The following is a 12,027-nucleotide window of genomic DNA, read 5'->3' on the forward strand; positions in this document are numbered from 1 at the left end:
GGTCTGGTTTCCAGAAGATACGGCCAATTCCTGAAAGTGAGGAGCTCAATCTGCACGCATCTTTGTATACCCCATTGAGCTGCAGTCGTGGCGCAATGGCCATATGTCTATGCCCTGATCGGATGGGGCAAATTGTAACGAGCAAGGTTTATTTACAGGGTGTCAATATGATTTTGTTGTGAATCTAAGGTATCTTCCTGTAGCCTGACGACAGCGTTATTAGTGTGGATGTTAGTGATTTGAAAAAAGATATTGTTCCCGTTGTTATCATTGGTGGCGGTCCTGCGGGACTGACAGCAGCCTATGAACTGCAGAAGCTGAGCGACACACATGTACCCCAGGTCTATGAGGCCTCGGACATGGTTGGTGGCATCTCACGAACCGAAACGCATAAAGGTTATCGCTTTGACATAGGCGGCCACCGGTTCTTCACTAAAGTCGGTGAGGTCGAAGACATGTGGCATGAGGTGATGGGCGATGATTTCATCACAGTGCAGCGCATGAGCCGCATCTTCTATCGCGGCGATTTCTACGATTACCCGCTGCGTATCTTCAACGCGTTGGGAAATATCGGTCCTTATGAAACCTACAAGATTATCGGTAGTTTCATCAAATGGAAGCTGCGCCCGCGCCAGCAGGAAGAAACGTTCGAAGATTGGGTTGTGAACCGTTTCGGGGGCCGGCTTTATATGCACTTTTTCTACAGCTACACGAAAAAGGTCTGGGGGATTTCGCCGTCTGAAATTCGTGCTGACTGGGCGGCGCAGCGGATTAAAAACCTGTCCTTACCCAAGGCCGTCTGGAATGCCATCTCAGGTGCCAATGATACCGCTAGTCTGATCGAGGAATTCCAATACCCGCGCCTCGGTCCAGGTATGATGTGGGAAAAGACCCGCAACCAGATCACAGAAAAGGGCGGTACCGTTCAGATGCAGTCCGAGGTCGTGAAGGTCAATCGAGAAGGCAACCGCATAACGTCGATCGATGTACGTCAGTGGGATAAAGAAAGCGGTGCCAATGAAAAAACCGAACGGGTCGAGGGCGAACATTTCATCAATTCAATGGCCATCCGCGATCTGATCCATGCGTTCGACCCGCCACCACCAGCCGAAGTCGTTGCGGCTGCTGACCGGCTGAAATACCGCGATTTCCTTATTGTAACTCTGGTGTTGGACCACCCTGATCCCTTCCCGGACAACTGGATCTATATTCATAGCCCGATGGTGAAAGTTGGGCGCATTCAAAATTTCCGGGCCTGGTCCAAAGAAATGTTGCCCGATCAGAATACAGCATCAATCGGGATGGAGTATTTCTGTCAAAAAGACGATGGGTTGTGGTCATCTTCGGATGAGGATCTGCGCAAACTGGCCAGCGAAGAGCTTGAAAAGCTGAACTTGGCCAAAGCCAAGGACGTGGTTGATTGCGCAATTATCCGTCAGCCCAAGGCTTATCCGGTTTACGACAGCGAATACAAAGAAGCGCTTGATACGATCAGCGACTGGCTCAAGACGCTTGAAAACTTCCAGACCGTCGGGCGCAATGGCCTGCATCGCTATAATAATCAGGATCACTCGATGCTGTCTGCGATGTATGCCGCACGCAATATCATGGGGGCTGATCTGGATGTGTGGGACGTCAATGTCGACCGCTCCTACCACGAGGAGTTCGAAGCAGAACCGAAAAAGAAACTCTTCAAGAGTGTTCTCGGGAATCGAGCCGCGCTCTGATTATCCTGCGTTTTTTGGTGCCGGGCAGAATGACACGAAAACATGCGTTAGTTCCGACGCACGTGCAACTTCTGTTTTTGCCCCAGTACATGGTACTCGAACAGGCACCAAACATAGACACTGGCTGAATAGATGTAATAAAACTGGTGATATAGCAGGCATTTGACCGCGAACCAAACGCCGCCATGTGTTGCCATTTCCCGAAGCAAATCGCGGTTGGCCAAAAACGCTAACCCCAGCAGCAGCAGCGGTGCAGGCCACCAATTGGGCTGTATCAACAGCGCCAGTACCGACAAAAACAACAATCCCGCCAACCCGGCCCGCACCCGCTCGGCGCCGGAGGTATTCAAACCGTCAGTCAACCCCTCGCGTGAGATCATCAGACGGGCCCAGGGTAGTGCGCGGCAAAAGATATCGGTACTCAGGCTGTTACGCATCGTCCAGACTTTCAGGTGCTTTCCTTGGAGCCGAGGTTCCACGATGATCCGGCGCCCGGTTTCGGCGATGCGGTAGCCCAACTCGATGTCCTCGATTGACGGCACCTCATAGGTTTTGATGTCAAACCCGCCCACCTCGCGGAATACGTCAGCACGAATGGCGCCACAGCCGGCCCAGAAGGTACGCGCATCACGATTGGCGCGTTGATGGTGATAGCGGTGCAGCAGGTTTTTATAGCGGGAAAACCATGCCTGCCCGTCCGGGGCATCATCATAGGATCCAAAGACTGCGGCCACATTATCTTCGGACATCGCATTGCGGATATGTTCCGGCCCGTCAGGCCATGCGATCACATCTGAGTCGACAAACCACAAAACCTCTCCGACGGCATGTTCGGCCGCCAGATTGCGTGCCGCACCGGGTCCCCCGTTCACGGGTGTCGTCATGACCTTCGCGCCCATCTTCCTGGCCAGATCGGCGGTGCCATCGGGAGACTGGTCATCCACCACCAAAACCTCACTGACTTCTCCGGTCTCTAGCATCCCAATCAAGGGCGGCAACACACGATGCAGCAGATGCTCGGCCTTATACGCGGGCATAACTACACTGATCGAAAGTGTCTGGTCCTGCGTCATGGGCGCCCGCCGGAAACGGACCGCATCCCAAGGTGCGGCAAAGAAAGAACAAGGAAGGTGGCTGAAAAAGGCAAAAGCCACATCACCCGTGCGCCATAGCGGTCAGCGGGTTGTGAAACACCGCCACAGACAAGAGCGTTCACTGCGATCCCGATCAACAGAAACAGGGCGAACAGCTTTAGCTCGCAGGGCAGGCTGCGTGGCCATCCCAAAAGTGCAACAATGACCCCAAAAGAAATCAGGTATATAATCCCATGCACCGTGTCGATCCGTTCGATCCAGCCCCGGTTCGTGGCCAGCCGCCCACCTTGCAGATCATGCCGACCCTCATTCAACCCGGATAACTGACGGGCATTGTCCATCATTTGCTCGGTCGGGATTGTCATCTGGATACTATAGCGCATCATTTGGTGAAAAGCATTTTCAGTAAAGGCGTAAGAGGTTCCAAAAGGTCGGGATAGAAGGACACGGACAAAGAAATCGCGCTGCGACAGCGCGACAAGCCGCTGATCCTCGGGGGTCATCAGACGAAATGAACCAAGCTGTGGGGACCGTTCGAAAATAATATGGGACACCGTCAGGCGATAGGGATCGTTAGACCAGGACAAGGCTTCGTGCAGCGCGCAGGTTGGCACTTGGTGATCAGGGCAGGTTGCGTTCAGATAGTCCAGTCCGGGGCCGTCCACAATCAGCCGAGCTGTGATATGCGGCGTGTAGGTGACCTCTTTATTTGCGACGTTTTCCGCAGCGAACTCGAAAACTCTGCGTTCGGCCAAAGCAACAAAAACCACCATAATCACCAAGACTGATGCACGCCATCGGGCCGGAGCCCGCTGAAATAAAGCCGCGAGAAAAACGGCAGGAACCATCAAACCCGCAACAGCCATGTGCGACGGGTGTACGACCACAGCCAAAGCCGCCAGAGCAAAGGCAAGCGCAAGTTCCGGGAACGTCATTTTCCGACCAAAGGCGGCAAGGGCCGCAATCGCAATCAACAGAACCGGAGCAAAAATATCCGGCATTACATAGGCGATATAGAACGGCAACGATGTCACCGCCGCAGCAAGCAGGGGTACAGTCAGCAACCCAACTGCGTTCGGCGGTGGATCCAAATACCGCCGAGCGGCGCTGACTGCCACCCCTGCGGCGAGAAGGGTAATAGCCAGATGCAACACCGCCACGCCGGAAATAAACCCTGCCCGGACAAACAAGGCGACGATCATCCCATATATTAATGATCGCGATCCGCTGGTTGTGTCGTCGTCATCGGCATCACTGCGTTCTGCACCGGCCCCGTCATCTTCAGTGGACGCAGGCAAAATCATATCAAGTGCCACATTCCCCTGATAAATGTAGCTGCCGGTGTCGTAATAATAGAGAGGTCCGCGGTTGACCATCAGCACTGCCAAGCAAAGTATCGCGGTCATAACCAACAGCAGAACCGGCCGGATCTGCCAGAACCGTCTTTGGCGCGCGCGTGGCATACTCATCCTTTTTCCGCAGCACCCTGCGTCGCTGCGATGATCTTTCTGAAATAGGAGATTGTGGTTTCCAGCCCTTTTTCAAGCGGGACTTGCGGTGCCCAGTCCAGCAGTCGTCCTGCCCGAGTGATATCGGGCTGGCGCTGGATGGGATCGTCCTGCGGCAAGGGCTCAAACACCAGTTCCGAAGATGAGCGGGTCATCCGGATCACGGTTTCGGCCAGTTCTCGGATACGCAATTCCACCGGGTTGCCTAGATTGATCGGGCCAGTCACGTCTTCCGCCGAACCCATCAGCCGGATCAGACCGTCGATCAGGTCAGAAACGAAACAGAACGACCGGGTCTGACTTCCGTCGCCATAGATTGTAATCGGTTTACCGGCCAGAGCCTGCATGACGAAATTCGAAACCACACGCCCATCGTCAGGATGCATGTTCGGCCCATAGGTGTTGAATATCCGTGCGACTTTAATCGGCAAGTTGTGTTGTCGGTAATAGTCGAAGAACAACGTTTCGGCACAGCGCTTGCCTTCGTCATAGCAGGAACGAAATCCAACTGGATTGACATTCCCCCAGTAATCCTCGGTCTGAGGATGCACGGTAGGATCCCCGTAAACCTCGGATGTCGAAGCCTGTAGAATCTTCGCGTTGAGCCGCTTGGCCAGTCCCAGCATATTGATTGCGCCATGCACCGAAGTCTTGGTGGTCTGCACGGGATCGTGCTGATAGTGAAATGGTGAGGCTGGACAGGCCAGATTATATATCTCGTCCACTTCGACATAGAGCGGGAAAGTCACGTCATGCCGCAGGATTTCAAACCGCGGGTTGCTGAGCAAGGGGCGCAGGTTTGAGCGCCGTCCGGTGAAAAAATTGTCGACGCATAAAACCTCGTGGCCTTGCGCCAAAAGAGCTGCACAAAGATGCGAACCCAAAAAGCCAGCACCACCTGTTACCAGAATGCGCTTTGCACTCAGGTGCAACAGATCATCGGGATCATACCCATCTTGTGGAAAGTTGGATGTGTTCATCGGTGCTCCCAGCGGCTTGTGGTCCGCCGGATATCCGGGGAAAACCGTTTCATATTCCTAAAGGCCCAAACATATCGTCAAAGTCGTCAATTAGTGGCGGAACACCCTCCCACACCGGCACCCCAATCCACGTCGTATTTAATTGGCTCAAATCTACACATAATTTCAGAAGCTACGAAGAATAATTATGCCAGAATGTCCTTCGTTCCCTCAGTCTCACCAGTATATGCTGTGCGCTCAAAACGTGTTGACCCGGATTTATTTCGTTTTTCGGGTAACCATCTTCATGCATTTCAAATATTCATGACGCGCTCCCTCAAGCATATAGCAGCAGTCAAAACACGTACTGATGCAAGCCATCAGAACATGCTTTGATAGGCTGGCTGGTTTTGCCGTGAAAGCTGTCACTCACGCAAAACAGCTCCGCCCGCTTTCCAGTTTGTATTGGATTTCATGCCTACCCTCATTGTTCGCAATTCTAGCACAAAAGGGAGTTTTTATCCGTTTTGGCCCGGATCGTCGCCTGTTCGCTCCAAAAGAACCTCTTTTTTGACAAGTTCAAATTTGCACATTTTCCAGGTTTCGGCTAACCTTTCCCAATGAGTTCTAGGTCTGATTAAGGGCTTAGCACGGTTAAATGTGTATCTTGCGGGTGGGTTGAGTTCGGATGATTAGAATTTTGAGAACAATTGTACCAGCGATTTTCGCTATGGTAATAATGACCGGTTCTGCCAGTGCGGTGACCTCTGTCGTCGCGGGTGGATCATACGACATTACGTCTGACACTCTGTTCACCGGACAAGTCGACTCTATGGGTGGTTCCGGCTCGTATTCTGTGAATTTCACATCCCCGGCCAGCCCGGTATTCAGCACAGCAAACGCGGCTATTACGGTCGGCATTCTGGGCACGTTCACCAATTTGACGGTCGCGTGGTACGATGCCGCAACAGACACACTTCTGAACTCCACGCCTATTCTGGCAGGTATTACCACGTTGAACACCATCTTCCTGAGTAAGCATGATCGTTTGGGTCAGGATTTGGTGTTCAGCTGGGACAATTCGACCGCATCAACGAACAAAGGCCCGATCTCGTTCACCTTCGATGTCGCGCCGGTGCCGTTGCCTGCTGGCGGCCTGCTGTTGCTTACGGCGCTTGGTGGGCTGGTTCTGGTACGACAGCGCAAGGCTGCAGCTGCCTGACGCAGGTTCCAATTTGATCCCGATCATGTGCAACAAAAAGAGGCCGGTCACGGCCTCTTTTTGTTGGGGCGGGGGTCAGAGTGCTCCCCCAGATGCCTGGCGCAACATCCAGACCATTCGCAGGCATCTGAGCCGGATCAATGTCGCGATTGCCCGCATACGTTCTCCAGCAGTGGCTAGTTTGCCGCTGTTGAGTACCTTCGGGATATGCACCACGGCGCTGGCCGGCATTGCCAATGCCCGGATCGCCCATTTCAGACGTCTGGCCGGGCTGGTGCCATTCAACTGAAACCCCTCGCGCGTGGTGCGATGCCATTTTGTCCGCAAGGCGTTCCAGTCCTGCCGCGACGGATGGCTCACACGCAGGCGATCTTCGTAGATCAGTTCGTACCCGTGTGCCACCGCGCGCATTGTCCACTCCCGGTCTTCCGATACACCATTGATGAAACCACCGATCTCTTCAAAGATATCGCGCCGTGTCAGCAAGTTGCCCGAGCCGGAAAATCCCTGAACTTCGATATAGTGGCGAAAATTGAAGGCAAAGACCGCTTCGAAGGCCTCCGCACCGCTGCGCGGCGGTGGTGTTTCGTCAAAAACATCTACGCGACCACCGATCAAATCTGCCCTTGCCGCGATCTCGCGCCCGACAGTCAGCCAGTCCCGGGAAGGCACACAGTCGGCATCAATGAAAAACAGCCGCGGAGCCGCAGTTTCGCATATCCCCCTGTTGCGTGCCGCGGCTGCGCCTTTTTCTTCCTCGACCACAAACCTTACAGTCGGAAACGCGTTGCGTAACGCTTTCAGCGACACCGGTGATTTGTTGTCGACGACAACAACCTCGGTATCCGTCAGATCATTCTGCATCAACGCCTTCAGGCACCGCTCCAGGCGCTGGACGTCATTATAGTGCGGAATGATAACGGCAATAGCGGGTGCCGTTTCACTAATAGCCGTACTCATAACCAAAAGCCCCGCTGGAATAGCGGCATTTGTTCAGGACAATTCCCATCACGCTGGTCAGTTCGGCCAGTTGCCGTTCGGCCAGATCGATACGATCGAGCGTGGTCTTCTCTGCAACAACCAAAAGCAGCGCACAATCGACGTTCTTCAAAAACCCGTGGCTATCATCGCTGGACATCAACGGCGGTGTGTCAAACAGAATGACATCCGGCTGATATACGGTTTCGATCTGTTCGAGCAGTTCGATCACTTGACGGCCTTGCAGAACTTCCGACGGATTACGTGTCGGGGCATGGTTCAGCCCGAAAATCACATTCTCGCCATGCCGCACAGCGTGTTCATGAAATGGGACGGTGCCCTGTATCACATCCGCCATGTTATATTGGCCGGTCTGCTTCAGGATTTTCGCCAGCCCCATGCGGCGCAGATCAAAATCAAGCACGACTGTCCGCAATTCTGCTTGCCGGCCCAGACTGAAGGCCAGATTGGCCGTCGATGTACTTTTGCCGCTGTCGCTATAGGGCGAGGTCAGCGCCACGCGCCGCCAGCCATTGGCCGTCACCTGTTGCAATACCTTTGTGCGCAGCATGTCATAAGGTGCGGCTTCGGTTCCACCCGAATAGGATATCAGGCGTTGGCGGGCCGCTGTCCTTTGGTCCAGCTCGATTTCGGGTAACGAGGACCAGACCTCATCTTTCTGTATCGGGATGGGTTGTGGTTCGGGTGCGGTACGGTCTGGGGGCTCCTGCTGACGGCTGGCCCGCTCGACCCGCGCCTTTTGGATCGCTTGCTGAAGACGGTCCATCACATACACTCCGAAACAAAACCGATGCAAATGACCCACATCACCAATACACCTCCAGCTTATCCACAACTCGTTCAACAATTAGATCAAGCGGCTGATAATACGTATGGATTGCCCAGACCCCGGCAGGAACTCCGATAAGGATCGTCAGAACCACGGCCACCCAGATAGTCCGTCGTGTTATCACTTCGCCTTTTGACGGCACATAAGGGATGGTTGCAATCGGCCAGACTTCAAGATTTTTAACCAGATCTTCGGGGCGACGGGGAGCCCGGTTCAGCATCTCGAGCAGCAGAACCAGCCCAAGTCCCGCAGCGATGCCAAAAAGAGTCCCCCCGCCAGCGATCATAAACCGGTCGGGCTTGGCCGGAGAGGGCGGAACGGTTGGATGTTCCAGTACGGAAATACGCTGCCCCTGCGATGTTACCTCAATACGCTCGCCGGTCGATGCCGCAGCCAGACGACCCACGGCTGAATTGTACTGCATCTGGATGTTGTCGTGATCTCGCTGCAGCTCGGCCAGTGTGATGGCATTGGAAGGGGTCTGTTCGATCGTTAGGGTCAGTTTGGCCAAGCGCTCTTCAAGCCCGGCTTTCTGATCCTCCAGCGCTTCAATCTGACTGTCCATCTGCGCCAGCTGAATATCCAGAGTTGAATTGCCCGTTTGATTGGGCGTTTGGCTGACCGTTGCGGCCTGCTCGGCTGCCACCACCTGTTCCTGCTTCTTGATCCGCGCGCGCAACAACCGAATTCTCGGGTTGCTCTCGGAATAGACCACCGACTCGTTGTTGAGCTGCGTTTGCAGCTGATCCAACTGTTGTTGGGCCGGTGTCAGATTCTGTTGCCTGGGCCCGACGACCTGTCCGGTCGAGCTGTAGATTGACATCAGGTTCTCGCGTTGGCTTCGAGCGGTAAAAATTTGCCGGTCAGTTTGTTCCAGATTGGCTTGCAGCGCTCCCTGCTGCGCCTGCCGGAATTGCAGGCTGCCGGGCAAGGCGTCTGCATTTTCCTCCTGAAACGCCAAGATGCGGGCCGCGCGTGTATCCAATTCATTGCTCAGACGATCTACTTCCTGTTCAAAGAACGCCAGCGTGTCAGTGGCGCGCCCTTTGCGGTAATCAACGTCCAGTTTCAGAATTTCCGTCAGATATTCATTCAATACACCCGCCGCAATCTGTCCGGTTTGGGCTTCAAAGCTAACCGTCATCAGACTGGCCTGATTGCGCCCGGTGCTGATCCAAATTCGCGTCTGATTGCGCAAGGCATTCACAATCTGGTCGGGGCTTGCTTCGGATTGATCCGGCAGCACCTCGAACTTGCTGGCAACGTCCAGCAACACGAGCCGCGTCAACAGGCGTTGCTCAACGATCTGAAGCTGTTCCTGTGCCGGCGTCGTTACTGTGCTCGAGGCCAGATTGGTTGGTATCTGAGGCGATTCCACGATCAGCCGCATCTGCGCCTCGTATGTGGGGGGCAATGTCAGTGCCACGATTACCGAAACGGCTGAAATGGCAGTGGCAACAGTCAGGAAATAGGGCAGCCGTCTCAGGAAAATGGAAATGTAGAAACGCACCTCTCCCATGTCAGACTGTCATCCTCTTTTCCAGAGAATTTCCGCCAAAGAACACCCCATCCTGAACCACCTGCTCAATAACGTCCTCTCCGACTTCATGCACATCATTTGTCCATGCATACAGCAGGGCAAAGTCACAGAACTGGTTCACCAGGCGCGGTACCCCGCAGGTCTGCTCAAAAACCATCTGGCATGCAGCATCGGTAAATTCACTGCCTTTTCCACCGGCAGTCCTGAGCCTGTGGCAAATGTAGTTCTTCACCATCTCCTTATCCATGCGCTCAAGATGAAAACTCGCGGCGACCCGCTGGGTCAACTGCCGCATCTTGGGGTCCAAGATCAAATCGCGCAGCTCAGGCTGTCCTACCAAGACCAATTGGATCAGCTCGTCGGTGTTGGCATTGATGTTGGTCAGCATCCGCACTTCTTCCAACCCTTCAAACGTTAGGTTTTGAGCCTCGTCGAAGATTAGGATCACACGGCGGCCCTGGGCGTATTCGGCCACTAGGAAATCCTGTAGCAACCGGAACATCTTCACGTAGCTTGAGCCATCCTCAACCGCTACACCGAGGGCATTCAGCACCCATTGCAGAAGTTCCCCCCGTCCGCCCTGAGCATTCGAAATCAAGCCGACCGTAATGGATTCCTCCAGCTCACCGAGAAGATGCTGAACAAGGGTTGTCTTGCCGGCTCCGATTTCGCCGGTCAGAACGGTGATCGGGGCGCAGGTCATGACACCGAACTGCAAAACCGAATAGCCGCGCTTATGCAAGGGCGACCAGTACATAAAGCCTGGATCCGGAAGAAGGGTGAATGGCCGTCGGTCAAGCCCAAAAAAATCCAGATAAAAGGAATCGTTGGAGACCATAGTGCCGTGGGAATCTTCCACCTTCTCAAATCCAGACTCGACTTGGCGGGGGTCGATGAAATTAGAACCCTGAACCACCGGTAAATCCTTACACTATGTAACTAACATTGCAACGCAGGGATAATAACACAATTCATTCGGACAACGCGTCAACTCAAGCCGCCCGATTGCCATTGTACGTGAAATTATTGCCATTCCTCCCGGCATCAATGAAGTCTGTTACAGTTTTTTGTTTCCCCCTTCATCACAATGCCGAAGAGTCAACCAAACGCGGCCCGCCCCTTCCACACAAGGAGTCCGCCCTTGGCGCTGTATTCAAAGGCTAACCAAAAACAAGACGGGCTCAGAATTGTGCCCAGAATAGACACAAAAAGCAAGCGACTGGGTATGGAGAACCGCAACCCATAATAGAAACATTAATTAAATCAACCGGTTAAGTGAGAACAACATGAACCATCATATCATTATCATTTTGCGTTTCGATAAGAGTTTGTTAACAATTAGGCGCTTGCCGGGCATTGCAGCGTGGTTAGCTGCAAGACTGTTCTGAATTACGAAAAAGTAAATTTGTGTATGAGTGTGGGAGTTAACTGTGACAATTCATTCGAAGGACGTTGTCAACGCTAACGTTGGCTGCTCTGTAAATCCTGCAGCGCCGGTAGTTTCCAGTTTCCCGACAGCGTATAGGAACTTGGGCAAACGGCTTGGCGATGTCCTCTTCGTACTTCTGGCAACGCCGATCGTGATACCGCTGACACTGATGTTCGCCGCTATGCTGATATGCCAGGGCATAACGCCTTTTTATCGACAACCGCGCGTTGGCCGGGATGGAAAAGTCTTCTATTTACTCAAGTTACGCACGATGGTGCATGATGCGGAAGCGGTACTTGAGCGCTACCTCTCGAACCATCCCGAAGCACGTGAAGAATGGGAGCATAACCAGAAGCTCCGCCATGATCCCCGCATCATCAAAGGGGGACAATTTCTGCGCAAATCCTCAATGGATGAGCTACCGCAGTTCTGGAATGTCCTGACCGGCGACATGTCCCTGATCGGTCCGCGTCCGATGATGGTGTCTCAACAGAGGCTTTATCCCAGCAATACCTATTACCGGATGCGCCCGGGCGTTTCAGGGATGTGGCAGGTTTCCAAACGAAATGACTCCACCTTTGCCGAACGCGCGATGCATGACAACGAATATTGGCGCAGCATGTCTTTCACCACAGATGTTATCATCCTAGTGCGCACCATCTCCGTTGTCCTACGCGGCACTGGTTGTTGACACACGCCGTCCAGCATCCTCTGGTTGTC

10 protein-coding genes are annotated in these 12,027 nt (G+C 53.7%); 3 read left to right on the top strand and 7 right to left on the bottom strand.

All coding sequences use genetic code 11. The features are described from left to right. Positions 1–239: 239 nt before the first annotated feature. Complete coding sequence (locus RUM8411_RS21315) at positions 240–1,727, top strand: NAD(P)/FAD-dependent oxidoreductase (protein ID WP_234995315.1); 1,488 nt, start codon at positions 240–242, stop codon at positions 1,725–1,727. Positions 1,728–1,774: 47 nt separating this feature from the next. Here the strand turns inward: RUM8411_RS21315 and RUM8411_RS21320 are convergent, their stop codons facing one another. The 3 genes from RUM8411_RS21320 to RUM8411_RS21330 are packed head-to-tail and all read right to left on the bottom strand — an operon-like array spanning position 1,775 to position 5,309. Further along, positions 1,775–2,800 (bottom strand): glycosyltransferase family 2 protein, encoded by a 1,026-nt coding sequence (locus tag RUM8411_RS21320; protein WP_085824749.1) that lies wholly within the window; start codon positions 2,798–2,800, stop codon positions 1,775–1,777. Then, complete coding sequence (locus RUM8411_RS21325) at positions 2,797–4,290, bottom strand: hypothetical protein (protein WP_143534962.1); 1,494 nt, start codon at positions 4,288–4,290, stop codon at positions 2,797–2,799. The genes RUM8411_RS21320 and RUM8411_RS21325 overlap by 4 nt, the downstream gene beginning before the upstream one ends. After that, complete coding sequence (locus RUM8411_RS21330) at positions 4,287–5,309, bottom strand: UDP-glucuronic acid decarboxylase family protein (RefSeq protein ID WP_085824751.1); 1,023 nt, start codon at positions 5,307–5,309, stop codon at positions 4,287–4,289. The genes RUM8411_RS21325 and RUM8411_RS21330 overlap by 4 nt, the downstream gene beginning before the upstream one ends. A 718-nt stretch (positions 5,310–6,027) precedes the next feature. Between RUM8411_RS21330 and RUM8411_RS21335 the strand changes: the two genes are divergently transcribed. Further along, positions 6,028–6,510 (top strand): VPLPA-CTERM sorting domain-containing protein, encoded by a 483-nt coding sequence (locus RUM8411_RS21335; protein WP_159453943.1) that lies wholly within the window; start codon positions 6,028–6,030, stop codon positions 6,508–6,510. Between the two features lie 75 nt (positions 6,511–6,585). Here RUM8411_RS21335 and RUM8411_RS21340 read toward each other — a convergent pair whose 3' ends face one another. The 4 genes from RUM8411_RS21340 to RUM8411_RS21355 are packed head-to-tail and all read right to left on the bottom strand — an operon-like array spanning position 6,586 to position 10,794. Next, positions 6,586–7,470 carry a glycosyltransferase family 2 protein gene (locus RUM8411_RS21340; protein ID WP_085824753.1) on the bottom strand — a complete coding sequence of 295 codons (885 nt, stop codon included), beginning with the start codon at positions 7,468–7,470 and terminating at the stop codon, positions 6,586–6,588. After that, positions 7,454–8,275 carry a tyrosine-protein kinase family protein gene (locus tag RUM8411_RS21345; RefSeq protein ID WP_143534963.1) on the bottom strand — a complete coding sequence of 274 codons (822 nt, stop codon included), beginning with the start codon at positions 8,273–8,275 and terminating at the stop codon, positions 7,454–7,456. Before RUM8411_RS21345 ends, RUM8411_RS21340 begins: the two co-directional genes overlap by 17 nt. A gap of 40 nt (positions 8,276–8,315) precedes the next feature. Next, a complete protein-coding gene (locus tag RUM8411_RS21350) occupies positions 8,316–9,857 on the bottom strand; it encodes a GumC family protein (RefSeq protein ID WP_085824755.1) in 1,542 nt (513 codons plus the stop codon). Position 9,858: 1 nt separating this feature from the next. Then, positions 9,859–10,794, bottom strand: a complete 936-nt coding sequence (locus RUM8411_RS21355) for an ExeA family protein (RefSeq protein WP_234995316.1) — start codon at positions 10,792–10,794, stop codon at positions 9,859–9,861. A gap of 514 nt (positions 10,795–11,308) precedes the next feature. Between RUM8411_RS21355 and RUM8411_RS21360 the strand changes: the two genes are divergently transcribed. Continuing rightward, a complete protein-coding gene (locus RUM8411_RS21360) occupies positions 11,309–11,998 on the top strand; it encodes a sugar transferase (RefSeq protein WP_085824757.1) in 690 nt (229 codons plus the stop codon). The last annotated feature ends 29 nt before the right edge of the window (positions 11,999–12,027 follow it).

The organism is Ruegeria meonggei (assembly GCF_900172215.1).
Classification (GTDB): Bacteria; Pseudomonadota; Alphaproteobacteria; order Rhodobacterales; family Rhodobacteraceae; genus Ruegeria; species Ruegeria meonggei.

Bases quoted from the DNA above. Each gene is read 5' to 3' on its own strand.
- RUM8411_RS21320 (WP_085824749.1), bottom strand. From the start codon at position 2,800: ATGACGCAGGACCAGACACTTTCGATCAGTGTAGTTATGCCCGCGTAT.
- RUM8411_RS21325 (WP_143534962.1), bottom strand. From the start codon at position 4,290: ATGAGTATGCCACGCGCGCGCCAAAGACGGTTCTGGCAGATCCGGCCG.
- RUM8411_RS21330 (WP_085824751.1), bottom strand. From the start codon at position 5,309: ATGAACACATCCAACTTTCCACAAGATGGGTATGATCCCGATGATCTG.
- RUM8411_RS21335 (WP_159453943.1), top strand. From the start codon at position 6,028: ATGACCGGTTCTGCCAGTGCGGTGACCTCTGTCGTCGCGGGTGGATCA.
- RUM8411_RS21340 (WP_085824753.1), bottom strand. From the start codon at position 7,470: ATGAGTACGGCTATTAGTGAAACGGCACCCGCTATTGCCGTTATCATT.
- RUM8411_RS21345 (WP_143534963.1), bottom strand. From the start codon at position 8,275: ATGGACCGTCTTCAGCAAGCGATCCAAAAGGCGCGGGTCGAGCGGGCC.
- RUM8411_RS21350 (WP_085824755.1), bottom strand. From the start codon at position 9,857: ATGGGAGAGGTGCGTTTCTACATTTCCATTTTCCTGAGACGGCTGCCC.